Raw genomic sequence first — 24,873 nt, 5'->3', positions numbered from 1 at the left:
TTTTATAGCTCGCACCTTCCCCAAGATGCGAGCTTTTTTTATCCAAAATTTAAGTACATCGAATTCGATGCTTTTTAAATCTACAATCAGAGGACATTAGCTAGATGTTCATATTTATAAAGCGCTTATTCTGCATTCATATTTATGAATATGGTTTTGATCCCAAGTATGGCGACTACCGTGTATGCCGTAAATGCGGTAAAGAGGATTAAAAATAGCCGGACGTATTACGGCACATAAGGCCCTGTCGCATTCTAGATGTTGATGGGGCTTTTATTTTTGCAGAAATAAATCATGGTTTTTATAACTAAATTGATTAAAAAATAACCTTATTGGTGGTGACCATGACAGATCATGTACAAGCTAAAAAGGATTTGCAGTTCTGTTGTGATGAACTTGCGAAGTATCAAAATTTAAGTCGCTCAGGGTTAAGAGATGCTGAGTTGAAGGCAATTGATGCTGTGATGATTCGATATAAAGAGCGCATTAACAATCTGCGCAATATGCTCCATGCGTGATGCTAAGAGACTGGTAAGACTTTACACGGCCAAGAATAAAGAAATCAAAGCGCGTCGTAATTGTGCTAGAGAGGTTGAGTTATTTGACAATAGCCCTCCTACTTAAAATAAATTTTTTACTGTTTGTTATATTTGACTATTGAAAACATGAAATTAAAAATATATTGTTGGATTTCTGTTTACAACTAAAATAGTTAACGACATGAGAAATAATAAATTAACGCTACTTGTCATCGTATTTATTATAAGTTTTTTGCTATTGATGATTGTTGTATGGAGTGAGTCAAAAAGGCAGAAGACAGAGCGTATTCAAAATCTTATTTCGGAAGCTGAGCTGAGTTTAAGCCAAATTAATAATCGTTAAATAACTAAATAAGCAAAATTTATCGGATAATTGGGATGCGATATCTCATGATTAAGATAATTATTTAAAAAAACTAGATCATAAGGAAGTTAAAATGTTTACATTTCTGTTGCAATTATTTCGATTCCATCCTTGTGATACCCAGATGAATGAAATTGGTATCATTATTAATTGCAGAAAATCTAATAAATAAGATATAAAATATTTTAATAGGTTTAAGCCATTTTAAATAAGTAAGGTGTAATTTTAAGCTTGATGCGGCTTTCATACTGTTGAAACATATTTGCGCTTTAATATTTTTAGTCTCAAACAAGTAGAGGTGTATATGGTTATCAACTATAGACTTGAAAAAGTTTCCGCTTTTAATGTTGATGGCGACCAAGTAGTAGTGGATAGACTTTACGAGCCCCAAGCTGCTGATAGTTTGGCTTTAGCTATTGGTGGATATATATATCAACCTTCAGATACTGTAATTGTAGATGGGCAGGTTATTAAATTGACTTTAAATAATTGCTTCCATCACCCTAAGAATAAAAAAATATATTCAATCTAGTTCAAATGTTAAAGAAAAAGCCGCTAATTAGTGGCTTTTTTAATGGGTACTATTTATGGACATCGATAAATACAAAGCCTTGACCAATAAGAAGCCAATTAAAACAAAACCTCGCACTAGACCTTTACCCAAAGCAAAAGATGCATATTTAGAAGCTGAAGAAAATTTTGAGCATGCGTTGAATATTTTTGGAATCAAATACGAAAAACAATTCCATTTCAAATCTACAAAACATTGGCGGTTTGACTTCCACCTAATAGAACATCGAATACTTGTGGAAATATCAGGTGGACCATGGTCTGGTGGGCGCTCGGGTAAACTTAAAAACAAAGCTTGGAGCTTGGGTCGTTACGATGATGCCGAGGCAATGGGTTTTACAGTTGTGCGGTTAGAATCAGCTCCATCATTTAAAGATATTGACTTAGGGCCATTACAAATAAAGTCCCACTTAGCGTCACAGTGGCTTAAGAGTTTAAAAGGGCACATATTTAATGGAACAGATCAGACCATTTCCACCGACTGATTTAATTGATCGGGCTGAAGAACAAGAAGCAATTCTATTGGCCCCCGCTGTAGATCTAAAAGAATGGGTAGTTAAAAACTTTCTAACCTTGGGTGGTGAGCTTCACAACCCTGATCATGATCATATTTCTGAACTACTGCATGATGATGAAACAGTACTGGCATTCGCTTGGGCATCATCGGCTGCTGTGGCTAAAAAACGCATGGTATTGGGTCAATGTGAAAAGGTAATGTTCAACCAAGGTGGATGGAAGAAAGCACGCCAAGAACAACAGATGAGAGACTGGTTCGGATATATACCAATTTACCTAATCACAATCGATGCTAGTTATTGTGAAAATACGACTGACCGTGAATTTTGTCGTTTGATTGAGCATGAGCTTTATCATATCGGTGTAGAGCGTGATGAGGATGGGGAAATCATCTATAGCGATATGACCGGTCTGCCTAAGCATTACTTGGCTGGCCATGATGTCGAAGTGTTCTTTGGTGAGACAAAACGGTGGGGTGCAGATGAGTCAGTCAAACGGCTTTTGGAAATAGCCAAGAATGCCCCATTTGTATCAGAAACTAATATTGCTGCGTGTTGTGGGAATTGTGTGATTAATTGAGCCGAGTGGCTCTTTTTTTGCCTATCTTGCATGACGTAGCATGACAAAGGTGATTTTATGGCAGCACTTAAAGAGCCTGTAAAAATGTTTATAGTTCAGTCTCTTGCATGCTTTGAAACACCTCAACAAGTGGCTGATGCTGTCATGCAAAGATTTGGCATCGAGATTGATCGTAGGCAATGTGAAAATTACGACCCAACAAAATTTGCTGGACGCAATCTAAGTAAAAAATTAAAGGACTTATTTGAGCGTACTCGTCAAGACTTCCGTGAGAACGTTGAGGATATTGCGATAGCTAATAAGGCCTTTCGTTTGAATGAGCTTCAGAAAATGTATGAAGATTCTGGGAAAAATAAACGAGCAAAACAAAACCTATTGAAACAAGCCTTTCAAGAAACAGATGGGCGTGTGACCAAGCATGATGTCACAACGAATGGTGAATCAATTAACAATGTTAAGCCTACTTTAATTGAACTGGTGGCACCCAATGTCAAAACAGCAGAAGGTGCAAATTGAACTACCACCTAAATTAATTCCGCTATTTAGCGAGTCCGGTGTGCGCTATAGATCATCATGGGGTGGTCGTGGATCTGCCAAGACTCGATCATTTGCACTTATGACTGCTATCAAGGGTTATATCTTTGCAGAGGCTCAAATCAGTGGAATGATCCTCGGTGCGCGTGAATTCATGAACACGCTTTCTGAATCTTCAATGGAAGAAATCAAGCAGGCGATACAGTCCACACCATTTCTGAATAATTATTATGATATTGGTGAAAGTTATATACGTACCAAAAACAAAAGAGTCAGTTATGGCTTTGCTGGTCTACGGCATAACCTAAACAGCATTAAATCTAAAGCGCGTATTTTGCTTTGTTGGGTTGATGAGGCTGAAGATGTTTCAGAGCTTGCTTGGCGTAAATTACTACCAACTGTGCGTGAAGATAACTCAGAGGTTTGGATTACATGGAATCCTGAAAGGCGCGATAGTGCAACAAGCAGACGCTTTCGTCATGATCAAATATTTGATGACCTGACCGGTGAATTAATTGGTGTTGGCGTAGAGATGAATTACTCTGACAATCCTTGGTTTCCAGAGGTTTTAGAAATTGAGCGTAGGCAAGATAAAGCCAATCTAGACGATGAAACATATCGCTGGATATGGGAAGGTGATTATCTTGAGTTGTCTGAAGCGCAGATATTTAGAAATAAATATGAAGTTATGGACTTTGTGCCTGATCCGCAAAAATGGGATGGTCCATATCAAGGGTTGGATTTTGGATTTAGCCAAGATCCAACTGCCGCAACAAGATCATGGATTTATGATGATTGCCTATGGATTGAATATGACGCAGGCGCAGTGGGCTTAGAGCTTGATGATACTGTGGAGTTTTTATCTAAGCTAATTCCAGATATTGGGCTATATCCCATTTATGCAGATAACGCGAGGCCAGAGTCAATAAGTCATTTAAGTCGTAAGGGCTTAAAGAGAATCAGAGCGTGTGAGAAAGGCAAAGGTTCGGTTGAGGATGGAATAGCATTTATTAGATCATTTAAGCGTGTCTATATTCATACTCGCTGCAAAGAAACATTAAATGAGTTTAAAAACTACTCATATAAAAAAGACAGAATAACCGATGAGGTTCTGCCGATTATTATTGATGCCTTTAACCACTATATTGACTCACTACGATATGCATTAGAAAAGGCATCAAAGGGAAGGAAACGAGCCAATCCAGCTGGTGCCGGCTCAAGAACATTTGCTCAATAACATAGCCGCATAAATTGCGGTTTTTTTTAGTCTAGGATTTAATTATGGCAAAGCCTAAAAAGGACAAAGTTCGTAGTAAGGCTTTGTCAGCCGGATCATTAACTACGCATGAAGCGGTATCGCAGTTCGCTACAACTCTAAGTCGCTTGCCTGATCTGGACGAAACATTGCGTAAGGCCGGTATTGCTCGTCATCGATTAGAGGTTTTATTAGATGATGATGAAATTGCCCAAGCGACTGAAACGCGATTAGATGCATTGCTGGCTACTCCATATCGCATTGAACCGAACGATACCAAAGAGGCTCAACTATTACGGTTAGAGCTTGAGGAGTGGTTCGTAGAGATTGCTACGTCTGCACAGAATGCCTTGCTTTATGGTTATTCAGTGCAAGAAGCGATTTACATGCAAAAAGATAACCGCATTGGGATTGAGTGGATCGGTGAGAAGCCAATGGAGTGGTTCGAGCCTAAAAGTGATGGTCGCTTAATTTATCGGCCAGATTCAACTGGGTTCGATCAAATTGTTGATCAAAGCTTTAAGTTTTTCTTAACGCGTCGTAAAGCTACATTTAAAAAACCATACGGAAAGCCGTTACTGGCTATTTTGTATTGGTTATTCTTCTTTAAGCAGAATGGATTCAAGTTTTGGGCTAAACAGCTTGAGCGCTTTGGTACGCCGATCCTGTTGGGTAAAGTCAAAGATGGCGATGATAGCGATATTGCGGCAATGAACAGTGCATTGCTGTCAGCTCATGCTCAGTCAGTTATTTCAATTGATGCTGATGATGATGTTCAGATTCTAAGTGGGGATAAGAACGGCTCTGCTGGCTCATCATTTGAAGTATTTAATAGCATCTTGATGAAGCAAATTCAAAAAGTTGTATTGGGCCAAACACTCACCAGTGGCAATGATGGTGGTGGTTCTCGTGCTTTAGGTGAAGTGCATGAGAATGTGCGTAAAGATAAACTTAAATCTGATATTCGTTTAATCACACCAACGGTTCAGGCTGTGGTGAATGCGTTGTGCGATCTAAATGGTTGGCAGCGCCATAAAGTTATTATTGGTGATGGTAAATCATTAAATAAAGATCAGGCTCAGCGTGATGTTGACTTGAAAAGCGCAGGCGCGGAGCTTTCTAATCAATACTTTCAGCGTGAATATGGCTTACAAGATGGGGATTTAAAAGAAGCTCCTGCATTAAATCAGATGCAATTCTCAGCACTACCGAAGCATGCATTTAGTTTTAAAGCTGATATGCAGGGCTTGGATGCAAATCAACGTGAAGTCGATGAGGGCATTACTAAAATTGATAAGCAACTATTCTCAGAAACTGAGCTGCTTGAAGTTGTGGAGTCGGCATCTGATGTGAATGACTTGCAGGCAAGGCTTTACAGCTTGATGTCTGGTGAGTCTGTTGAAAAGTTCACTGCCACCATGGCAAGAGCTTTGTACTTATTTGATGTTGTGGGGTATGTGCAGCGGAGTAAGTAGCTATGGGTAAAATCGACAATACAGATTTAAATAATCTTTTAAATAAAGCGATTGAAGCAAAGCCTGATTTTGTAGAGCCACCGCCACTTTTTTTACCAACTGATTGCAATGAGTTTAGATATATTCCACCGTTTTATGCGCGTATTTGGTTTGTGTTTTTACTTGGTTTTCTTATTGGTTTAGCGGTGAAGCATTTTGTGTGTGGTGCAATATGACGATCAGTTATACAGATGCTTTACGCTATGCACGCGATAAAAAAGTAATGCTGCCTGAAGAATTCTATTTATTGGATTTGAATGCAAGACAGTACGCCACAACAGTCAGTTACTTGGCATCACTCGATCAGATCCGAACTGTTATTAATCTTGCAAATAAGGCCGTTGAGAGTGGATCGACCCTTCAAGACTTTAAGAAGAAGGTTAAAGCTGAAGGCATTGAGCTAAGCCCGCATCATCTTGATAATATCTTTCGCACTAATGTCCAGAGCGCTTATGCACACGGCATCTGGACACAACAGCAAGAGAATAAAGCCAATCGACCCTATTTAAGATATTCATCCTTAACTGATAGTCGTGTTCGTCCAAGTCACTTGGCTTTGAATAATATCATTCGCCATATTGATGATTCGTTTTGGTATTCATACTATCCACCAAATGGCTATATGTGTCGGTGCGGCGTGGATGCATTAACTGAAGCGCAGGCGAAAAGATTAGGCGTGACTATCGATGATGAATTGCCCGGTGTACAGCCTGATAAAGGTTGGGCAACTAGTCCGGCTAATTATGGTAAGCATTTAAATGATGTGCTTCAAGAAAAGATCGATGAAGCATTACTGGCTAATACGCCGCTTGCACGTGAGTTAAGTGAAATACATAGCAAGGCTTTGGTGTCACAACAGGCGAATAAAGAAATCATCAAAGCGTTTGAGCCAATGTCTGAGCAGTCTCGAAGTAATCTTGATTCAATTGTGGATCGGGTGATTGAGAAAAATAAGGATGTAGAGCCAAGTGCTATTCGCATGCTGACTGAGTTAATCAAAGATGATGAGCAATCTTTAACGGATTTATTTAAAACGTCTGTGGCGAAGAATGACAGTCAATCTAAATCAATCATCGGCTGGATGCTAAGTTCTTTTAATTCCCTTATGTCCATTGCCAAGAATCTAAAAAATAAGCTTACAGGGAATAACCTCAAAGGCTTTGATTCTCTTAACCTTCAAAAAGGAAATGTGATTGGGATTCAAACACCAACATTATTCAGAACTGCTGAAAGTGCAGGGAAGAACATCACCATCTTAGATATGAATGGTCAGGCTTTGGATCTATCTAAGATCAGCGGCTTAGATGGTGCGTTATTAGCGCCTAATTTGAATTTAGAGGTCGTTAGTCTGTCTGACAGTGAAATAGTACTGAGAAAGACCAATGAGCTTGCTACGCGCTTGTTTATAGCCAACAGTACGTTATTTAGTTTGTATTAATCTGAACTGAGTTTATGACCACCTTAATTGGTGGTTTTTTTATGGAGCATGAAAATGCCAAAAGACGAGGAAAATAAGCCGAATCAGTATTGTTTTCAACTTGGACAGCTAAGTGTTGATGCTGAAGCAGACGGCAAAACTAAACGTACTTTTTCAGGTGTGGCCTATAGCGGCGAAGTGATTACTGAACATTGGTATTGGGATCGAGTTGTTTTTGACTTGGATTCAATGCAGATCAATGGGCGTATTCCTGCACTACTAGAACATTCATCACGACAGCGTGCAGGAGCAATCAATACACACAGCATCGATCACCAAAACGGCTTACAAGTCCAAGGCGACTTAATGAGTAATGAATTTGGCGCTCAAGTTGCCCAAGATTCTGATGATGGCTTTCCGTGGCAGATGTCAGTACGCATTGAACCATCGTCTGTTGAAGATATTCAGGCAGATGCATCCGTGAGTGTGAACGGGAAAATTCATCAAGGCCCAATCACGGTATTCCGTGGCGGTCGTATTCGTGAAGTGTCCTTTTGCGCCTTAGGTGCAGATTCAAATACCAATGCAGTGGCGGCCAGTCACTCTCCAAGAAACTTTAATCAACCAGAGGACACCGACGTGACCGAATTAGAGCAGGCTAACGCCAAAATCAAAGAGCTTGAGACCAAAAACTCTGAGCTTGAAGCAGAAAATAAACAGTTTGCCGCAGACAAGCGTGAAGCTGAAATCAAGACTTTAGAAGCTGAACTCAAAAAAGAGTTTAGTGCTGAAGATAAAACGAAATTTAGTGCTTTAGATGATACGTCGTTTGGCTTTATGGCCTCGCAATTACGTCAGTTTTCAGTGCCACTAGAGCAAAAAACACCAGGTGCAAATCCGGCATTCGAGCACTTATTCAAACATCAGGCAACTGGTGGACAAGGTGATCAGCAGCCAAGTGGTAATCAACATCAATTTACTGCAGGCGCACAAGCCTTTGCAGATCAAAATAAAGGGGCTTAAATCATGGGTAAAACCATTATTCCAACAATCACACACACGTATCGCAAACTTAATTTAGATAACGAAAAGTTGCGTCGCGCTAATGCAAAAGTCACCACAGCTACAGCCTATAAGCAAGGTGATTTACTGGTATTGTCTGCTGCAAACGTCCTTACTCATGCTGTTGATGAATCAACTTGGAATGTTATTTGTGGGCAGGATGTGTCTATTGCTGAAGCAACACGCAAAGCATCGAACGGGATAGAAATTCCAGTGTATTTCGGTGGTGTTTTTAGTGTCGAAGCGGTTTCTTTAAACGGGGTTTTACTTGCTACATCTAAATATGATGCTGTGCGTGCTAAAGCCACTCTTAACAATATTGAATTATCTAAAGTGAAGGTATAAAAACATGGCTCAATCTTTTGAGATTAATGGTGCACCACTTGAATTGCTTGATGTGGGTGAGCTTGCACTTGTTCATTCAAACTATAAGCCAATGGATACTTGGCTTTTAGATAAACTCTATCCAAATCGCCCAATGTTTGCACGTGATGAGGTTCCTGTTGCGGAATTATCAGTTGAGCAAGACCTTGCACCACTTGTTTCACCACAACAGCCCGGCAAGCCGTTTGATAGCACGCAGTCTGCTGAAGTTAATTTTATTAAACCGGCTTACTATAAGCCTAAAAATCAGGTCACACCGGCAGATACGTTTGATATTGTGCTGATTGAGCGTCTACGTACTGCACGTATTATCTCTACCGGTAATCAGCAATTATCAGATCAAGATAAAATGATTATTTCTCAGATCGCTATCATGAAGCGCAACCATGATGCGATTGATAACTCTGTGCTCATGATGGCGGTTGATTTACTGAAAAATGGTAAATACATCTTAGAATCTGATGATTACGGCTACAATCTTGTGGATTATCAGCGTGACGCATCATTAACATATACACCAGCAACCACATGGAATAGCGCTGGTGCAAAACCAGTTACAGATATTAAAACAATGAAAGAGCGCCAAATCGCTGCCGATGGTGGTGAAGCGAAAATGGCAATCATGTCTGGTGCTGTATGGGCCGCATTATCAAATAATGCAGAATTCCAAGAGGTTTTTGTCAAACCTTATGCTGGTATCGCAGTTCCTTATAAACCAAGCCTTGGTATTAGCCAGACCGCTACATTTAAAGGCTACATGGAAGATATTGAGCTTTGGGTCTATGACGCGACATATCGTCATGGCGGTACTGTGAAGCGCTTTATTCCTAAAGATTTCTTCTCATTGGTTTCTGATACGCAAGGCTCGGTTGCTCACTGTAAGATTAAAAACATGCTTGCAAATGGCACAGTTGCTCAATACTTTGATCGCCAGTGGTACTGCGAAGATCCGAGCGGCGTTATGTTGATGACTGAATCCGCTCCACTGGTTCTGCCATCAAATAAAAATGGCGTAATCTGCGGCACTGGCTTTATCACCCTATAAGGAGGCTTAGATGCCAAAGTATATTGCAAAGCAATCCATCGGGCATTTTATGCCAGGTGAAGAAATTAAAGGGCTTGATGCGGATCGTATTCAAGCCCTTTTAGCATCTGGGGCTATTGAAGAGTATCAAGCGCCGGAAGCACATAAAGAAGATGGTACAGCAGCACGTTTGGCTGAGCTTGAAAAAGTTAATACAGAACTTAAAACTCAGGTGGCTGAACTTGAAAAAGCTTTAACTACATCTGAAGCTGCTTTGAAAAAGCTTACTGCAGATACAAAGAAAGCTGGTGCAACTAAAGAGTAGGTGACTCATGTACGCAAACCGCGATGATATGGTTTTGCGTTACGGCTTGGGTGAAATGACTCAATTAGAAAAGGGCTTAACTGGCGCAGAGTCGGTTGATTCCTACATTGAAGATGCCTCTGATATAGCCGATGGTTATATTGGGGTGGTCTACGATGTGCCTCTTGCTTCCCCTCCCAAGAATTTAAAAATCTATATCTGCGATATTGCACGTTTCTTGTTGTGGCGCTCCAAAGCATCGGAACAAGTTCGACAGCGATATGAAGATGCTATTAGTTTTTTAAAGCGTGTGGCGGATGGGAAAGCAACGCTTCTGGTTAAGAATATTGACACTCAAGAAGTAACGAAACCTAAAAAAGCGAAAGCAAGCGCACCGCTCGGCACCACATATACCGGCGGTGTTTTTTCTAATGCAAAACTTGATGACATGCCGAGCATTTAACCATGGCTGACTCAATCCAGTTTCATGGCCAAGAAAAGATTACTCAATGGCTTAATCGAGTTTTAAAAGAAACAAAAGACTCTACTGAGCTATTACATGAGATTGGTTCGATCCTTGAATCAAATACAAAAGAGCGAATCAATTCTGGCATCGGTGTTGACGATAAACCATGGCAGAAGTCATGGCGGGCAAATATGCAAAGCGGAAAGATGGGGAGCGGTACAACGCTTCGGGATACTTCGCGGCTTTATAACTCTATCAAGTATCAGATTATTGGTGGTAAGCGAGTCGTTGTCGGTACCAATGTGATATATGCGCCACTGATGCACTTTGGTGGAACAATTAAACCAAAAAATGGCAAATACCTGACATTTAAAACACCGACTGGCGGATGGGTTCGAGTGAAATCGGTCACGATTAAACCAAGACCTTATCTCGGTATGTCTGTAGATGATTCGCAAGAGGTCTTGTTTGCAATTGAAGAATATTTAGAGAAGGCATTAAAAGATGCAAAGCCAGTACTTTGAACTTGAGCCGGTTTTAGAGGCGCAAATTAAAACAATTACTGCCATTGAGGATGTCTTTACGCCATTTTCAGTAGATGATCTTTTTGATCTACCGGTTAATGATAACGGTGTGGGTATTATCTATGTCGGTGATCGAGTGGGTGAAACAGGCAGCAGCGGGAAGATTACTGAAATTTTTCAGCAGTGGCTTGTTGTTTTGGTTGTGAATGATGCCAGTGCTCAATCTGATGAAACTATGTCTATTCGACAAAAAGCAGATCCACTCATTTGTGCATTGTTATCTGCACTGCAAGGCTTTAATCCAAATCTTAAACACTATCGACCATTGAAACGTGTTGAAGCGGGCGTGAAGGTTGGCTCATTGTCAGGCTCTGCTTACTTCCCATTCCTATTTGAATCACAAGTCATGAGGGCTTATTGATATGAGCAAATTATATAAGGCTTTAGAGCCAGTAGGGCGCTTTAAAAAGGGTGACTTTATTGGCGATTTACCCGCACATGAAATTGAACGATTACTTGAAAACAAGGTGATTGCTGAAGTTGAGCCGGCAGCTACTGCGGTAACCAAACCACAAACAAAAAAGGAAGCCTAAAATATGGCCACAAATCTTATTTCCTTACAGGGAAAAATCATGTTGGCGAAGATTGTGAATGGTGTGGTTGGTGCATCATTTCCGGTCGGCAATGCGCCAGACTTCAAAATCTCAACCGATGCTGATGTAATTAAGCACACTGAATCAATGTCGGGTCAGCGCACTACAGATTTCACCATGACCAAAACACGCTCAGTAATGTTTGAAGGTGAGCTTGAGGAAATTGATGAAAACACTTTGCCGTATATTATCGATGGTAAGTCCACAGCAATTGCATCCGCTACCGTTCCAGATCGCAATTTAGGTACGGTGGTGGCAGGTCAAGCTGTTTCCCTTGGTGGATTCAATGTCACCGATGTTGTAATTACTGACAGCACAGCATTACCAATCACTGTTGCCGCATCAAAGTACAAACTCGATGCTAAATTCGGCACCATCATCTTTAATGATGTTGCAGGGCTTGAAATGCCGTTAAAAGCTGCATTTAAAACTGGTAAGGCAAGTATCGTTTCAATTAACGATAGTGAAACAGCCGAATACGAATTGACGTTCCAAGGCATCAATACTGTCAATAATGAAAGTATTGAAGTTAAGTTATGGCGTACCAAAAAAGATCCAAAGACTGAATTTCCACTGATTCATGAGGACTTTGGTTCTTATAAAATTTCAGGTGAATGCTTGTCTAAAATTGAAAATGGTACAGATCCAGCGCTAGGCTTATTTGGCCGCATGGTGACTATCTCCGATACCGAATAACACAATACAGCAGGTACACGATGGCGCATAAGCGTCTTTTTTGTGCCTGCTTTTTAGATTCTTTTCATTTTTGTTAAGTGATTAATAGAAATGAAAGGGATCTACCCACCACTTAATTAAACCGTCCTTATTGGGCGGTTTTTTTATGCCTGATTTCAGGCAACCCACTGGCTAGAGCGACGGTTCGAAAAGAAGATGGTCGTTTCGACTATTCATTGCATCTTCTTGCCAGTGTTTCTTTTTTAATGAGTAGTCGGAGCGTATCAATGAATGCAATCGTAAAAATTGAAAGTCAAACCCCATTTATCGAAGTTGAATTAAATGGGAAAGTTCAGCTCGGTGTGAATGCTCGTGACCTACATAGAATGCTCGAAGTGAAGACTGAATTTTCACACTGGATTAAAAAACGTATATCGCAATGTGGGTTTGAAGAAGATTACGACTTTACTAAGGTCGTTAAAAAAAACGAGCTTTCAAAAACTGGTCAATGGGTGACTGAATACTTCATTTCTGTAGACATGACCAAGCATCTTGGGATGATGGAGCGCAATGAAAAAGGGCATGAGATTCGTAAATATTATATCGAGCAAGAAGAACTGGCACGTCAACTTAAAGATGGGCTACAGGTACGCATTGGTAAGCTTTCAGCACAAATTGAACTGATTACACAATGTTTGTCAGAAGCAGGGCGGTTTTTGTCTGTAGAAGGCAAACAAACCAAACCAGCCATGCTTAAAGAATTAGATGAACTGATTAAAGAGGCACAACCATCCTTAGATTTTGATCAGGACAAAGACAATGAAAAATAATATTCCTGAGTACATTGTGGTGGAGTGCAGGCCAAGTACAGAAGAAGATGGTTATGCTGATATTGTTATTCATAACGACACTTACATTTTTGAAAGTGTAGATCCAGCAGAAAACCTGCGTGCAGCAATGCTAATAGCTATTGATATTGAGCGAACCAAGCCAAACCATCGACATATCACACTACATGCCGAAAGCATCTCGAAATTATGCAAAGGCATACAGGGTGTGACGCAAAGCTAATAATCTGCGCCACCTTCGGGTGGCTTTTTAGGGTTCCATCATGAATGATTTTTTCATAGCAAATAATCGCAGTATTAGTACAGCATTTCTAGATGCTTCAGTCGATGTACGACAAGTTCAAATGAAGGACTTTGATCTCTGGTTGTCACATGCCGAGCCAGTAAAAGCTTTTTTAAAAGATAAAGATTATTCAGATGAGATTTTAACGGCTTTATTTAAGGATCATACTATAGCTGTGCTCACGATCTGCAACATGGTGACTGACTTAGATTCAGAGAAACTTCTATCTCAAGCAAAAGAATCAGAAGTAAAATTTTTGAATATATTAAAGGCTGTGCTTACTGTAAATCAGGCATATTTTAAGCCTCAGCCTGAAAAGCCCAAAATGGGGCAAAAGAAGGAAGTGGTGAGCGACTCCACATGGTTCGATTCATTTCAATTTTTGGTCAGTGCTGGTCACCAACACCAAGATATTATGAATATGACCTACGGTGCATATGAGCGATATTTAAAGGCCGCAACCAAAGATTATCGAAGTAAATTACAGTATTTGACGGTGGCCATTCGATCAGCGCAGCATGCAGATGCAAATGATTTTAAAAAGTTTATGGATGAATTAAAGCCTTAATATTTTAATGACTTTTACCAAATGATCAGATACTCTTTGTAAAAATAAAGAGTGCAAGATCATGAAAAAAATCATTTTAGCGTCAATGTTGGCAATGTGTTCATCGGTTTATGCGGTAAGTGCTGAATCTGTTCGGGGTAGTTATGGCTTCGTAGAGCGTGGTCATTCTTATAGCAAGATGATTGATGTTCTTGGAAATCCTGAATCTTCATACAATCACATTATTCATGACCGCAATGGTTGGCCACATAAAGCAACCACTTATCGGTATACGCTCAATAACCTGAAATACGAAATCACGATCGCCGATGGCGCTGTTTATAGTATTAATTGGGAGCGATGAGAATGAGTACAGTTGAATGTGTGGCTTGCGGACATGTAGGCGCAACCAAGAAGAAAGGAAGCACCTTTGTAACAATTGCCCTTCTTCTTATTTTTTTCCCAGTTGGAATTCTGTACTGGCTTTTGAATAGATCAGGTGGTGGTGTCTGTAGTGCTTGTGGTAGTAGTCATGTAAAACTTTACATACCCAAACCCAGACAAATACAACAGCCCACCATTAGCCAAGAGAAACCAATGCATATAGCAGGGAAAACCAAACTGGTTTCAAATGATGTTTTTTCTCACAATGCTGGCAAACAGGTACAGTTTGATGAAAACAATGTTGAGCAAAAGCATTGCCCTGACTGTCGCGAATTGATTAGGTTTGATGCTCGTAAATGTAAGCATTGTGGGAGTGTCGTGGGTGATTGATAATTTTTATGGCTTCACAAGCGAATGCAGAATAGATGGACTTAATTACCTGCCTATTTCACAGTGGATTGCTCAAGAATTCTCACCCGATGATGCGTCGCATATTACAAAAAAAATGAGTGATTGGTCTTTCTTCAAGTCTTACGAAAAGAATGGTTTGAATAAGCTGGAGTTTTTGGAGTTTTTGGAAAAATCTTTGAAAGCAAAAAAAGATATTAATATTTATGAATTGGTTGTTGATAAGCTCAAGCAGATAGCTCCAACTGAATATGGATGCGATCCTGAATTGTATGCTACTGATACATATTATCGAGTCTGGTTTGCATTAAGAGAGAGTTTCTTTTCAGTTCTGAGTAGTACATTAGAGCAGCCCAATGGCGGGTATTTTGTTTGGGGTGCGCTTTCAGATAATCATTCTCATCAAGATTGCTTAGATTTATATAACAAAGTTTTTGATGTTGATATGTCATTTATGGCTATTGCTGAGCAGCACTGGCTTAATGTGCGGAGCGGATGCAGGTGTGACCTAAGTTTACTGAATGATCAACAACTTGAAAAGCGTAATTTGAAAGCACCCTAGGGTGCTTTTTTAATATCTAAATCCTACCCGCAATTAAGCGGGTTTTTTATTGCCCGGAGAAAAGCATATGGCTGGAAATTTAGACTTTTTACTAAACCTGAGAGCCAATACTCGCGGGCTGGATGACATAAGAACCAGCACATCGCAACTCGTTCAAAGTTTTTACGATGCTACTAGAGCATTGGCGGGAGTTAGTGATGCCTCAGATATTAATGCTGAAAATTTAGAGCAAATGGCCGCACATGGCCAAGCAGCAATTAATCAAATGAATGGCGAGCTACGCGTTGCTCAATTAGAATTGAATCGTCTTGCGGCAACAAATGCCACCCCTCAAGATATCGAAAATGCAAGAAATAGGGTGCATGAGCTTGAACAAGGAATTAATCAGGCTAGTTCTGCTGTAGATGCATACAGAGATGCGGCTGCCGCAGCAACACAAACTCCGCCTGTTCCAAGTCAATTCCAAGAAGATGTATCTTCTCTTGTTACGGAGCTTGATAGCGCCCGCCGCAGCATTGATGCAAACGGAAATAGCGCCACCCACACAAGAAGACAATTAGAAGAAATGACTGGTAGGGCAACAGCCCAAATTGAACAGTATGAAAAAGACCTAAGAGATGCACGTCTTGAGCTAAATCGCTTATCAGCAACAAACGCCACTCCCGAGGATATTCAAAATGCAAGAAACCGCATTAGAGAGCTTGAACAAGGTGTTGATCAGACGCGCACCGCGTTAGATGGATTTAGGGATGCATCCAATACTGCTGTTAATGAAACAGGTAGAGGTTTTGATGGCCTAAGGAGAGGTGCTGACGGCACCAAGTTTGCTGTGAGTGCGCTTGCTGGTGCGATGGCTGCACTCGGTCTAGGTCTTGGGGTGCGTGAGTTAGCAGACGCTGCTGATAGCTACACAAATCTATCTGCTCGAATTAATATTGCAACCAAAGATGGTGGTGACTTCACGTCTGCGATGGCCGGCGTTCATCGGGTTGCTTTGGCGACAAACACAGGTTTAGATGCTACAGGTGATTTATTTACCCGACTAAATACAGTCGGTAAAGAAATGGGGATGACCCAACAAAATACGCTTGATTTAACCCAAACCATTAATCAGGCTATTCAAACCAGTGGTGGTTCGGCACAATCTAGCGAAGCTGCAATTACCCAACTTATTCAAGCAATGCAGGGTGGAGTGCTGCGTGGTGAAGAATTCAATTCGATCATGGAAAATGGCTACGGTGTTGCGGAGGCACTCGCAAAAGGCCTTGGTGTAACCACTGGTGAACTCCGCAAAATGGCCGAGAATGGTGAACTGAGTGCGGAGCGAGTCTATAAGGCCTTATTAAGTCAAAAAGACGCTGTTCAGCAAACTTATGACAATTTCCCGCTTACAGTTAGTAATGCATTGCAGAAGATTGCCACATCATGGCAGATTCTTATTGGCGAAATGGATAGGGCGAATGGGGCGAGCGCAACCGTAGCAAATGCTTTATCAGTGATTGCAGATAATCTAGGTATTTTAAAAGTATTCTTTGATGATGTTGCGGAAGGCGTTGGTTGGTTTCAAGACAAGCTATCTGAGATTGACCCATCCACTATTGAGTCCATTAGAAGCACTTTATCTGCTGTGTACGACACAATTAAAACAGTAATATCTAGTCTTGCCGGAATTGCCGAAACTGCATGGAGTGCTTTTACATCAACTTTGGATGCTATTGCGCCTTTATTTAATGCGATTCTAAATGGTAAAGAGGGGGTAAGCGGCTTAACGACACTATTTAATGTTTTTAAAATTGCTCTAGGTATAGTTTCAGATGCAGCAACAGGTCTAAATATTGCGCTTAAATTGCTTCTAGCTGGAATTCAATTTATTTCAGGCGGTATTTATTCATTAAGTGCAGCTGTACTTGATTTCTTAGGTTTTGATGATCTTGCTGCGCAAGCTCAGAATGCTTCGGATGCATTATTTAGACAGGCTGAAAAGAATACATCCGAAGCGAAACGTCTGGCTTTGGAAAGCAAGTCTGCTACCCGTGAAGCCATTAAAGATATCACTCAAACAGAAGAAGAAGCCAATCAGGAAAGGGTAGCTGACTCTCAAAAAACCCTTGATCAATTAAAAGCCCAAGAAGAAAAGCACAAGGCTGACTATAAGGCCATTAGTGATGAGCGCATTCAACTCAACCAACAGCTACAGGATGCACGCAAAGCAGGTGATCAATCGGCTATTGATGCAGCCATAAATGGTCTTGCTCAGCTTGATGCAAAAGAAAAGGCTTATCAAGCTGAAAGCAAAAAAATCACGGATGATAAGATTAAAGCCGCTCAAGATTGGGTTAATGCTCAACTTACAGCAGCAGATGGTACTCAAAAGGCAGCGGATGTAGCTACCCAGAAAACACTGCAGACTACGCTTGCAGCTCAAGGATTAAAGCTTGAGTTTGATTCTGCTGGCAAAGCAATTGTTAATTCTATGAATGATGGCGCTAAGGCTACTGAGGGTCAAAGCAATGCCACTGACAAGGCTCGAAAGGCTGCAGCAACTTTAAAACTTGATCTTTATGAGCTGGAAAATGGCATAACAGAGTCATTTAATAACAGCTCAAAAACGATAAGTGATTTCGCGAATGGCGTTGAGGCACTCGGCTTTAAAGGAAAGGAAGCAGGTAATGCAGTTTATCAAGCATGGTTAAAGTGGCTTGAAACAGCAAAAAGCCAGAATGAAGTCGATGTTGCAATGTTTAAGTTGCAAGAGTTTGGCAAAACAGGGCAGATTTCAACCAAACAGGTTGAGATGGGGATGTTGGCTCTCCGGCAAGTTATTCTAAAGTTGCCCGCTGATTTAGATCCAGTCGAGCAAGCTTTTGAGCGTCTTGGTATTAAAACCAAGGAGCAGCTTAAACTTGCTGCTCAATCCGCATTAGCGGACTTCAATACTGTTCAAGCCAGTGGTCAAGCGACAGCCGAAGGTATTAAGCAAGCCTATGAGCGAGCCATGCAAGCTGCCGCCGCATCGGGTGATGTTGCTGTTATTGCTGCAACTCAATCTAAAGCTGCCTCCTTGGGATTAGAGGTCCAAGTGGATAAGACTGGCAAAGCCTCAGTTAAATCAATGGATGAGCTAACCAGCGCCAACGATCGCGTTAAAAACTCTGCTGAGAAAATCGGTGATGGCTATCGTGGTGCTGGCCAAGTCGCCCGTGAAGAAGCTCAAAGCGTCAAGTCTGAATGGGATAAAACAGTTGAGGCTGCACAGGCTTCAAGTGAAAAATTTAAAGCTGAAATGAAACGTCAAGGCGAAGCATTGAAGAAAGGTATTTATGAATACAATTCTTACAGCAAAACCGATGTGATTTCTCAACTTAAAAGTAAGGGCTATGATGATAAAGAGGCGGAGAGATTAGCCGGTTCAATTTGGTCTAAGGGTTTAGAAGCGGATCGTAGTGCAAGAAATGACACGGTTGCCAGTGGCAATCCAGCAATGGATGCATTGATTAAACAAGAGTTTGATAGTGCCTCATCTAAGGGCTTAACCACCCAATGGGGCACAAACAAAATCAATGAATTATTGCGTCAAGTTAGTGGCAATACTCTTACATCAAGTGGCCCGTCATCAAAACCGGTTGATGTGAATAGTCTTGCGCCACAGATGAATAAGCCTATCGTAAGTAATACAACCACTCCCGCCTCTAAAAGCGTTGCCTACAACATCAATATTGGTGGACAGGCAGTTACTTTGTACGGTGATGAATCAGATCAGGATCCATTGGACAAAATGATGCGTCAGTTAGAAACACTTAAAAAGGGGATGTAATGAAACTGATCCGAAAATCAACATCCGAAGCCGTCTCATTAGAAGACGGCTTTTTATGGTCTGACGAATTTGAATGGAAGCCGATTGAGCAGAAATTAGAACGCGCAATTGATGGCACTGCAATTATTCAGGAAGGCAAAAAGAAATCTGGTCGTTCAATCAATCTACAGCCGGCTGATACCGCAATGGGATGGATTAAGCGACGCGACTTAAGAAAGCTTTTGGCGTGGTCAGCACTTCAAGAAGCTTTTGAACTTCAATTTGAATACCCACATGACAATCGGCACTTCAAGGTGATTTTTAATCACGAAGCAGGCGCTTTAGAGGCTAAGCCAGTCAAAGGTATACCAACCATTTCAGAAGATGATTATTACAACGTCACCATGCGTTTTACGGAGCTAGAGAATGGCAATTGAAACAAATAATCTGGTGCTCTATAAATCAGAGCGCTTAACAGATACCAGTGATGGTGGCGGTAAATATAATGGCCAAGTCATTGTGGATGGACAGAGTAATAATCTGTTTGATGATATTGCCGAAATGGATCGCACCATGGGCGATGTATCTATGCGTAAAATCTTTCCTGCAGTCACCACAAATGATACTGACAAGCTGATGGGTGCCACAGTTTTTATCTCTGAAAATCCTGTTGATCCAAATGTTTCAGCCCTTATTTTTAGTACTAAATCATGGACAGATGAGCGTCAAGCTGCAAAAAATCGTGTGGAAAACTATCTAGCAAAAGGTGGTCAGATTGCCGGAACGCCGCTTGATACGCACTGGCAAGGCATGAAGTCTGTACAAGTGGCCATGTTTCCAACCGAAACAGAAAGTTCGGTCGGTGATACGATTGTACTTATCTCAAATGAAGGTAAACCATTAGAGCGTGAGCAATATATTCGCATCACGAAAGTTGAAACACGTACAGCAATCATAGTTGTGGATGGCAAGCCAGTTGAATATAAGATTGCCACTTATACGATCAATGATCCGCTCAGTGTTGATTTTGTCGGCTTGTCTGCAAAGCAGTGGTACAACGGGGATAAATCAGTATCAATTATTCGAGATACGATTGTTGCAGATACAGGTAATTACTACGGCAGTGTGGGCTTAAAAACCGAAGCTAAAGTTGGTGAGTACACTGTAAATGCTAAAGATATTTTTAGCCAGATTATCCCCTCTGCCCAGACCGAAACACCGATTATTGATGTGAATGCTGCGGGTGAAAGCGTGGTACTTGTTGCAGGCAATGATGCTGCAATAACCGTATCGGTTCCCACTACTGTGAGCACGTCTCAAAACCTATATTTGGGCTCAGGTGTAATGCCGTCAAGCTTATCATTTTTGCTTTTTGGCCAAGCGGTGACTGATCAAGGTGGGCTGCTTAAAACCTCAAGCGGCACGCAAATTGGCACGGTTAATTATCAAAAAGGATTGATTCAGTGGACCAGTGCTGCAACGACTGGCGCAACGACTTTAAGTATTACATTTAAGCCAGCTGCTGCACCGAATCAGTATTATCAATCTTATGCTGTGCCGGTGACGCAAAACAATCAGAGCACCAACTGGACTGGTGTATTGGTGCCGACACCTGCACCTGGAAGCCTCTCAATTTCGTACATGTCACAAGGCAAGTTCTACGAATTAAAAGATGATGGCTCAGGACAGTTAAAAGGATCAAGCGCTTCATTTGGCTCGGGCCGAATTAACTATGAAACTGGATCATGGTTATTGACTACCGGTGCTTTACCTGATGTGGATACGCCTATTTTGCTTTTGTGGGGTACACCGATTACCACATTCGTGCGTAGTGGCTTGGCAGTAGCACCGGCAGGCGTTGACTTCACACTATTTCATAATGGTATTGCCACAGCAACGGTGACTTGGATGCTTGAAGGGGTTGCTAAAACCGCAACACTCAATAGTGCAGGGCAATTTACCGGTGATGCCACGGGATATTTGAGACGCAATATCGGCAAAGGCCGGATTATTCCAGCGAAGTTACCGCAGCAAAGCACTGTTTTTACAATCACCTATACTTATGGTACACCCAAGACGCAAACAGTTAATAGTGGATCACCTGATGGCACTCAAAAGCTAAACTTTACCATCGGTACTGGTGCTGCAATTGAGCCAAATAGCGTGACTTTGGATATACCGGTCAATAGAGAGGTTGGAGCAACTACAGGTGGTACAGTCACGCTGCATGACGAGCCGGTAGACAGCACGAACGGAAAGCTGGTCAATCAGTTTGGTGTACAAATGGGTACGATTGCATATGCCACTGGTGCGTGTGAAGTTACACCGACTTTGGAGCTGACCACATACCAAGCAAAATACACGCCATTTGCACTATATACAGCAGGATAACCACTATGGGTAGTTTTTATTCACCGCAAACATCAGGATACACTGCAGTCACAAGTACGCTAAAAGCATTTAATGCGGCCACTGTGGTTGTGGGTTATCGAGACACAGCGAGCAGCGGCAGTGATAGCAAGACCGTAACCACCACCAATCTTAACTTTGATTTAACTGAAGGTTTTGATGAGCAGATCCTTGCAGGCTCGGTGCGCTTTAGACTCGGCAATGATACTTTTGTTGATCGAGGTGGCACACTATATCGAAATGTTGATCCTGCAAATAATAGTGGGATTGCATCAGGCACTGTGCGCTATGGAACTGGTGCAGTTGAGCTGACAAGCTGGACACCGAATGTTGATAACACACTGTTGCTGCGCTCATTAGCAACAACCACAGATTTACCGCCGATCAATCATATAAGCTTTAGAACACCGCTTATTCCGGTTCGACCGCAGTCAATTACTGTTGTTGTGGCATCACTGGACCATGGTAATTTAACGCTGACTTTTGATGAGTTTGGTAAAGTTGAAACAGATTATGCACACGGAACAGTTAATTACGACACTGGATTCGTAGACATCTACTTCTACAAAAAGACCAAGAAAGCTGACAATCCATGGATACTGAACGAGCCATGGTACGACCCATTGCTTGAGTACACTGATTTTGGAAATACGGTGTGGATTAATGTGCCAGTGTGGGTGGATGCTTCATCTGTTCGCTATAACGCGATTGCTTACACTTATATTCCGCTTGATTCTGAAATTCTCGGATTGTCTGCTACTCGCCTACCGATTGATGGGCGTGTGCCTATTTTTCGAGTGGGTGGCATTGGTGTTATTAGTGCAAGCAAGGCATTTGAACTACCAGATAGCACTTCAGGCAAAACCTATAGTTTGGCAGATCAGCGCATTTCATGGCTTGAACTTGAAGATAGTGCTGGCACCAAAGTTCCGTACAGCATGTATGTTGTGGATTATGACTACGGTAAATTTACTTTAAACGGTGACTTTGCATTGAATACTCTAGTTCTACCACTGACTGCTAAATATCGTTATCAAGACATGCTTTTGATTCGTGATGTGCAAATCAATGGTCAGCTCACTTTTACTAAACCGGTGACGCACAATTACGATGCTGAAAATTCAATTGTCGGATCTGCTTTAGTCATTAATGACATGCAGGCGCGTTATACACGAAAATTTGTACAGCCAACGTGGAACAACTTGTGGGCAGACGAAGCTGTTGGTGGTGCGATTTCAGCGAATTACAATGATGCGCTTTATCCAATTGCGGTGACAAATAACGGCAATATTCAAGAGCGCTGGGCTTTGGTATTCACGAGCACAACAGATTTCCGTTGTGTAGGCGAGTATTCAGGTCAAATCGGCACAGGCACTGTAAATACAGATTTTGCACCGATTAATCCAGTAACAGGTGTTCCATACTTTAAAGTGAAGAAAGAAGGCTGGGGTAGCGGTTGGGCAAGCGGAAACGTACTGCGATTTAATACAATTGCTGCAACCTATCCAGTGTGGGTGATTCGCACAGTGAAGCAGTCAGAGCCAACAGTTTTATCGGATCAATTCCAGATTATGTTGCGTGGTGACATTGACCGCGTGGTTTAAAAATTAAATCAAATATGGCCGCTTAATGCGGTCTTTTTTATGAGTGAATAAAAATGGCGACAGACGTAGATGTTCAATACTTTAGCCACTTAAATGGCTTAACTCTGGGAAATAACTGGGGTGATTTAATTCGCTTGCTTGATAAAGCTCTGGTGACGGGCGTTGATTTTACGCAAATCACGGCAGCGTCAATAGACGCACAAGGTGATGTGCATATCACACTATATGCAGCACACAATGCCATGCTGTTTCAGGTAGTTGAGCTATCAGGTTTTGCACCCGCCTCAATAAATCAAAAATATCGTATCAAAGGTGTACCAAGTGCAACCGAGCTGATTTTAAAACCGCATACCACAATTGTTGAAGCAAGTATCGCCACAATTGGCTCTGGAAAGTTAGCCTCGCTTGGCTATGACATTATTTTTCGTGATACAAACGACGTAAAACGTGTTTATCGTGCCAAAAATCCAACGGCACAGCATCCGTTTATTCGTGTAGATGAAAGTCTGACAAGTCCAGATGGCACAACAGGTGTATATACACCAACCTATGCCAAATATGCCATGGTAGGGTTGCTTGAGCACATGGATCATATTGATGACTATGAAAACCCTGATGTGTTGCAATTGCCATTTGATCCTGTTGATCCTGCTAAGAATTGGAAAATAACTGGAACGGGTACAGGCGTAGTGCGAGGTTGGAGCAGGTGGTACTGGGCACAGTCTTCAGGTTTTGAATCAGGTGTACAAATCAGTGACTCTCAAGCATCAGTAGTGGGAAATAAAGCGTTTACGTTGTGTGGGTCGTCAGATGCTTTTTATTTGCTATCTTCAACATCCACATCTGTCCAAGGGAATAAAAGAGTTTATGGGTGTGGCATACACAACTCTGCTTTAGATTCATCTGTTATTCCGCCATGGTTTTTGCTCAGTAATATTTGGGGATCAAAAGCATCTGATACCTTCTACACTGATTACGGAGATGGCGTAACACCGCTAATGCAGGCAGAGTTAATGAGTAAATTTTATACCCCTAGATATAACTTAACTACACGACTGTCAACACATGTTTTTTCAACCCCGCTTTTACCGAGCTATAAGTCAGGTTTTGCTAATGACTACTCAAATTTGTTAGGTGCGTTAGAAATCCCATTTTATGATCAAGAGAAATTCTTGCGAGGAACACTAAAACATATACATTTTGCTTGTAATGCGGTCCCATCGAAAACGGTTATAACTGCAAGTATGGCTGATGCTTCAATGTATGTGTCCGATGCTGCATACACAAAAGATGGGACCATAAAAGTTGTCGGTGGTTTTTACTTTTATCTCGGAGAGCTTGAATGAAACCTTGTTCTCGAAAAGCTAGACCATCACCAAATGTGCTTCAGAACATCAATGTTGGTCCTGTAGCTGCAAAAGTGGCAGGATCAGTGAAAAAACTGGGGCAGCAATATAAAGATGCAACTCTAGTACTTTATAACAAAGCTAATTTACAACCGATTCTAGTTAGAAAACCTGATAAAAATGGTGATTATCAATTTTTAGGGCTAAATACAGACTTAAAAACTTTCATTGTTGCTTTTGATAAAAAACAGCAATTCAACGCAGTCATTCAGGATAACGTGGTGCCAAAATGAGTAAAACTTCAGTCAA

General features: G+C 41.3%; 30 protein-coding genes. All 30 read left to right on the top strand.

The window, feature by feature from the left end:
* Nucleotides 1–344 precede the first annotated feature (344 nt).
* The 30 genes from SE27_RS13985 (at nt 345) to SE27_RS08130 (ending at nt 24,857) form a co-directional block, all read left to right on the top strand.
* A complete protein-coding gene (locus SE27_RS13985) occupies nt 345–518 on the top strand; it encodes a hypothetical protein (RefSeq protein WP_171160677.1) in 174 nt (57 codons plus the stop codon).
* Nucleotides 519–1,207: 689 nt separating this feature from the next.
* A complete protein-coding gene (locus tag SE27_RS08265; RefSeq protein ID WP_039622491.1) occupies nt 1,208–1,435 on the top strand; it encodes a hypothetical protein in 228 nt (75 codons plus the stop codon).
* Between the two features lie 55 nt (nt 1,436–1,490).
* Nucleotides 1,491–1,958: a hypothetical protein gene (locus SE27_RS08260; protein ID WP_039622490.1), complete on the top strand. Its 468-nt coding sequence runs from the start codon at nt 1,491–1,493 to the stop codon at nt 1,956–1,958.
* Nucleotides 1,927–2,568, top strand: coding sequence for a putative metallopeptidase (locus SE27_RS08255; RefSeq protein WP_039622489.1), 642 nt, complete (start codon nt 1,927–1,929; stop codon nt 2,566–2,568). Before SE27_RS08260 ends, SE27_RS08255 begins: the two co-directional genes overlap by 32 nt.
* Nucleotides 2,569–2,625: 57 nt before the next feature.
* Entirely contained in the window at nt 2,626–3,084 is a 459-nt protein-coding gene (locus SE27_RS08250) for a DUF2280 domain-containing protein (protein WP_039622488.1), read from the top strand.
* A complete protein-coding gene (locus SE27_RS08245) occupies nt 3,056–4,339 on the top strand; it encodes a PBSX family phage terminase large subunit (protein WP_039622486.1) in 1,284 nt (427 codons plus the stop codon). The genes SE27_RS08250 and SE27_RS08245 overlap by 29 nt, the downstream gene beginning before the upstream one ends.
* Before the next feature lie 44 nt (nt 4,340–4,383).
* On the top strand, nt 4,384–5,832 hold the full coding sequence (locus tag SE27_RS08240; protein WP_039622484.1) for a phage portal protein family protein: 1,449 nt from the start codon (nt 4,384–4,386) through the stop codon (nt 5,830–5,832).
* 2 nt (nt 5,833–5,834) lie between these two features.
* Entirely contained in the window at nt 5,835–6,047 is a 213-nt protein-coding gene (locus tag SE27_RS08235) for a hypothetical protein (RefSeq protein WP_039622482.1), read from the top strand.
* A complete protein-coding gene (locus SE27_RS08230; RefSeq protein WP_039622480.1) occupies nt 6,044–7,309 on the top strand; it encodes a phage head morphogenesis protein in 1,266 nt (421 codons plus the stop codon). Before SE27_RS08235 ends, SE27_RS08230 begins: the two co-directional genes overlap by 4 nt.
* 54 nt (nt 7,310–7,363) lie before the next feature.
* Nucleotides 7,364–8,311: a hypothetical protein gene (locus tag SE27_RS08225; protein WP_039622478.1), complete on the top strand. Its 948-nt coding sequence runs from the start codon at nt 7,364–7,366 to the stop codon at nt 8,309–8,311.
* Nucleotides 8,312–8,314: 3 nt separating this feature from the next.
* On the top strand, nt 8,315–8,695 hold the full coding sequence (locus tag SE27_RS08220; protein ID WP_039622476.1) for a hypothetical protein: 381 nt from the start codon (nt 8,315–8,317) through the stop codon (nt 8,693–8,695).
* A 4-nt stretch (nt 8,696–8,699) separates the two neighbouring features.
* Nucleotides 8,700–9,779, top strand: coding sequence for a major capsid protein (locus SE27_RS08215; protein WP_039622475.1), 1,080 nt, complete (start codon nt 8,700–8,702; stop codon nt 9,777–9,779).
* 10 nt (nt 9,780–9,789) lie between these two features.
* Nucleotides 9,790–10,083: a hypothetical protein gene (locus SE27_RS08210; RefSeq protein ID WP_039622473.1), complete on the top strand. Its 294-nt coding sequence runs from the start codon at nt 9,790–9,792 to the stop codon at nt 10,081–10,083.
* Nucleotides 10,084–10,090: 7 nt separating this feature from the next.
* The gene (locus tag SE27_RS08205; RefSeq protein WP_039622471.1) at nt 10,091–10,525 is read left to right on the top strand and encodes a gp436 family protein; all 435 of its coding nucleotides are present in this window, start codon (nt 10,091–10,093) and stop codon (nt 10,523–10,525) included.
* A gap of 2 nt (nt 10,526–10,527) precedes the next feature.
* Nucleotides 10,528–11,052: a phage virion morphogenesis protein gene (locus SE27_RS08200; protein ID WP_039622469.1), complete on the top strand. Its 525-nt coding sequence runs from the start codon at nt 10,528–10,530 to the stop codon at nt 11,050–11,052.
* Complete coding sequence (locus SE27_RS08195) at nt 11,033–11,473, top strand: phage tail terminator protein (RefSeq protein ID WP_039622468.1); 441 nt, start codon at nt 11,033–11,035, stop codon at nt 11,471–11,473. The genes SE27_RS08200 and SE27_RS08195 overlap by 20 nt, the downstream gene beginning before the upstream one ends.
* Before the next feature lies 1 nt (nt 11,474).
* Nucleotides 11,475–11,645 carry a hypothetical protein gene (locus tag SE27_RS13980; RefSeq protein WP_171160675.1) on the top strand — a complete coding sequence of 57 codons (171 nt, stop codon included), beginning with the start codon at nt 11,475–11,477 and terminating at the stop codon, nt 11,643–11,645.
* 3 nt (nt 11,646–11,648) lie between these two features.
* A complete protein-coding gene (locus tag SE27_RS08190; protein ID WP_039622466.1) occupies nt 11,649–12,401 on the top strand; it encodes a phage tail tube protein in 753 nt (250 codons plus the stop codon).
* 266 nt (nt 12,402–12,667) lie between these two features.
* Nucleotides 12,668–13,210 carry an antA/AntB antirepressor family protein gene (locus SE27_RS08185; RefSeq protein WP_039622464.1) on the top strand — a complete coding sequence of 181 codons (543 nt, stop codon included), beginning with the start codon at nt 12,668–12,670 and terminating at the stop codon, nt 13,208–13,210.
* The gene (locus SE27_RS08180; RefSeq protein WP_039622463.1) at nt 13,200–13,451 is read left to right on the top strand and encodes a hypothetical protein; all 252 of its coding nucleotides are present in this window, start codon (nt 13,200–13,202) and stop codon (nt 13,449–13,451) included. The genes SE27_RS08185 and SE27_RS08180 overlap by 11 nt, the downstream gene beginning before the upstream one ends.
* 40 nt (nt 13,452–13,491) lie before the next feature.
* Nucleotides 13,492–14,079 carry a hypothetical protein gene (locus SE27_RS08175; RefSeq protein ID WP_039622462.1) on the top strand — a complete coding sequence of 196 codons (588 nt, stop codon included), beginning with the start codon at nt 13,492–13,494 and terminating at the stop codon, nt 14,077–14,079.
* 61 nt (nt 14,080–14,140) lie between these two features.
* Nucleotides 14,141–14,422, top strand: a complete 282-nt coding sequence (locus SE27_RS08170) for a hypothetical protein (protein ID WP_039622461.1) — start codon at nt 14,141–14,143, stop codon at nt 14,420–14,422.
* Between the two features lie 2 nt (nt 14,423–14,424).
* On the top strand, nt 14,425–14,832 hold the full coding sequence (locus tag SE27_RS08165; RefSeq protein ID WP_227504632.1) for a Pmp3 family protein: 408 nt from the start codon (nt 14,425–14,427) through the stop codon (nt 14,830–14,832).
* Nucleotides 14,825–15,412: a hypothetical protein gene (locus tag SE27_RS08160; protein WP_039622457.1), complete on the top strand. Its 588-nt coding sequence runs from the start codon at nt 14,825–14,827 to the stop codon at nt 15,410–15,412. The genes SE27_RS08165 and SE27_RS08160 overlap by 8 nt, the downstream gene beginning before the upstream one ends.
* A 67-nt stretch (nt 15,413–15,479) precedes the next feature.
* Complete coding sequence (locus tag SE27_RS08155; protein ID WP_052251718.1) at nt 15,480–19,226, top strand: tape measure protein; 3,747 nt, start codon at nt 15,480–15,482, stop codon at nt 19,224–19,226.
* Nucleotides 19,226–19,642, top strand: coding sequence for a hypothetical protein (locus SE27_RS08150; protein ID WP_039622455.1), 417 nt, complete (start codon nt 19,226–19,228; stop codon nt 19,640–19,642). Before SE27_RS08155 ends, SE27_RS08150 begins: the two co-directional genes overlap by 1 nt.
* Nucleotides 19,632–21,596, top strand: coding sequence for a hypothetical protein (locus tag SE27_RS08145; protein WP_039622452.1), 1,965 nt, complete (start codon nt 19,632–19,634; stop codon nt 21,594–21,596). The genes SE27_RS08150 and SE27_RS08145 overlap by 11 nt, the downstream gene beginning before the upstream one ends.
* Nucleotides 21,597–21,601: 5 nt before the next feature.
* On the top strand, nt 21,602–23,218 hold the full coding sequence (locus tag SE27_RS08140; RefSeq protein WP_039622450.1) for a hypothetical protein: 1,617 nt from the start codon (nt 21,602–21,604) through the stop codon (nt 23,216–23,218).
* A gap of 53 nt (nt 23,219–23,271) precedes the next feature.
* The gene (locus tag SE27_RS08135; RefSeq protein ID WP_039622449.1) at nt 23,272–24,564 is read left to right on the top strand and encodes a hypothetical protein; all 1,293 of its coding nucleotides are present in this window, start codon (nt 23,272–23,274) and stop codon (nt 24,562–24,564) included.
* The gene (locus tag SE27_RS08130) at nt 24,561–24,857 is read left to right on the top strand and encodes a hypothetical protein (RefSeq protein ID WP_039622448.1); all 297 of its coding nucleotides are present in this window, start codon (nt 24,561–24,563) and stop codon (nt 24,855–24,857) included. The genes SE27_RS08135 and SE27_RS08130 overlap by 4 nt, the downstream gene beginning before the upstream one ends.
* Nucleotides 24,858–24,873 lie beyond the last annotated feature (16 nt).

The organism is Acinetobacter harbinensis (genome assembly GCF_000816495.1).
GTDB lineage: Bacteria > Pseudomonadota > Gammaproteobacteria > Pseudomonadales > Moraxellaceae > Acinetobacter > Acinetobacter harbinensis.
The sequence above is the reverse complement of the archived record's forward strand: the minus strand, read 5'-3'. Positions and strand labels throughout refer to the sequence as shown.

Coding starts and splice junctions, on each gene's coding strand:
- SE27_RS13985 (WP_171160677.1), top strand. CDS start 345: ATGACAGATCATGTACAAGCTAAAAAGGATTTGCAGTTCTGTTGTGAT.
- SE27_RS08265 (WP_039622491.1), top strand. CDS start 1,208: ATGGTTATCAACTATAGACTTGAAAAAGTTTCCGCTTTTAATGTTGAT.
- SE27_RS08260 (WP_039622490.1), top strand. CDS start 1,491: ATGGACATCGATAAATACAAAGCCTTGACCAATAAGAAGCCAATTAAA.
- SE27_RS08255 (WP_039622489.1), top strand. CDS start 1,927: ATGGAACAGATCAGACCATTTCCACCGACTGATTTAATTGATCGGGCT.
- SE27_RS08250 (WP_039622488.1), top strand. CDS start 2,626: ATGGCAGCACTTAAAGAGCCTGTAAAAATGTTTATAGTTCAGTCTCTT.
- SE27_RS08245 (WP_039622486.1), top strand. CDS start 3,056: ATGTCAAAACAGCAGAAGGTGCAAATTGAACTACCACCTAAATTAATT.
- SE27_RS08240 (WP_039622484.1), top strand. CDS start 4,384: ATGGCAAAGCCTAAAAAGGACAAAGTTCGTAGTAAGGCTTTGTCAGCC.
- SE27_RS08235 (WP_039622482.1), top strand. CDS start 5,835: ATGGGTAAAATCGACAATACAGATTTAAATAATCTTTTAAATAAAGCG.
- SE27_RS08230 (WP_039622480.1), top strand. CDS start 6,044: ATGACGATCAGTTATACAGATGCTTTACGCTATGCACGCGATAAAAAA.
- SE27_RS08225 (WP_039622478.1), top strand. CDS start 7,364: ATGCCAAAAGACGAGGAAAATAAGCCGAATCAGTATTGTTTTCAACTT.
- SE27_RS08220 (WP_039622476.1), top strand. CDS start 8,315: ATGGGTAAAACCATTATTCCAACAATCACACACACGTATCGCAAACTT.
- SE27_RS08215 (WP_039622475.1), top strand. CDS start 8,700: ATGGCTCAATCTTTTGAGATTAATGGTGCACCACTTGAATTGCTTGAT.
- SE27_RS08210 (WP_039622473.1), top strand. CDS start 9,790: ATGCCAAAGTATATTGCAAAGCAATCCATCGGGCATTTTATGCCAGGT.
- SE27_RS08205 (WP_039622471.1), top strand. CDS start 10,091: ATGTACGCAAACCGCGATGATATGGTTTTGCGTTACGGCTTGGGTGAA.
- SE27_RS08200 (WP_039622469.1), top strand. CDS start 10,528: ATGGCTGACTCAATCCAGTTTCATGGCCAAGAAAAGATTACTCAATGG.
- SE27_RS08195 (WP_039622468.1), top strand. CDS start 11,033: ATGCAAAGCCAGTACTTTGAACTTGAGCCGGTTTTAGAGGCGCAAATT.
- SE27_RS13980 (WP_171160675.1), top strand. CDS start 11,475: ATGAGCAAATTATATAAGGCTTTAGAGCCAGTAGGGCGCTTTAAAAAG.
- SE27_RS08190 (WP_039622466.1), top strand. CDS start 11,649: ATGGCCACAAATCTTATTTCCTTACAGGGAAAAATCATGTTGGCGAAG.
- SE27_RS08185 (WP_039622464.1), top strand. CDS start 12,668: ATGAATGCAATCGTAAAAATTGAAAGTCAAACCCCATTTATCGAAGTT.
- SE27_RS08180 (WP_039622463.1), top strand. CDS start 13,200: ATGAAAAATAATATTCCTGAGTACATTGTGGTGGAGTGCAGGCCAAGT.
- SE27_RS08175 (WP_039622462.1), top strand. CDS start 13,492: ATGAATGATTTTTTCATAGCAAATAATCGCAGTATTAGTACAGCATTT.
- SE27_RS08170 (WP_039622461.1), top strand. CDS start 14,141: ATGAAAAAAATCATTTTAGCGTCAATGTTGGCAATGTGTTCATCGGTT.
- SE27_RS08165 (WP_227504632.1), top strand. CDS start 14,425: ATGAGTACAGTTGAATGTGTGGCTTGCGGACATGTAGGCGCAACCAAG.
- SE27_RS08155 (WP_052251718.1), top strand. CDS start 15,480: ATGGCTGGAAATTTAGACTTTTTACTAAACCTGAGAGCCAATACTCGC.
- SE27_RS08150 (WP_039622455.1), top strand. CDS start 19,226: ATGAAACTGATCCGAAAATCAACATCCGAAGCCGTCTCATTAGAAGAC.
- SE27_RS08145 (WP_039622452.1), top strand. CDS start 19,632: ATGGCAATTGAAACAAATAATCTGGTGCTCTATAAATCAGAGCGCTTA.
- SE27_RS08140 (WP_039622450.1), top strand. CDS start 21,602: ATGGGTAGTTTTTATTCACCGCAAACATCAGGATACACTGCAGTCACA.
- SE27_RS08135 (WP_039622449.1), top strand. CDS start 23,272: ATGGCGACAGACGTAGATGTTCAATACTTTAGCCACTTAAATGGCTTA.
- SE27_RS08130 (WP_039622448.1), top strand. CDS start 24,561: ATGAAACCTTGTTCTCGAAAAGCTAGACCATCACCAAATGTGCTTCAG.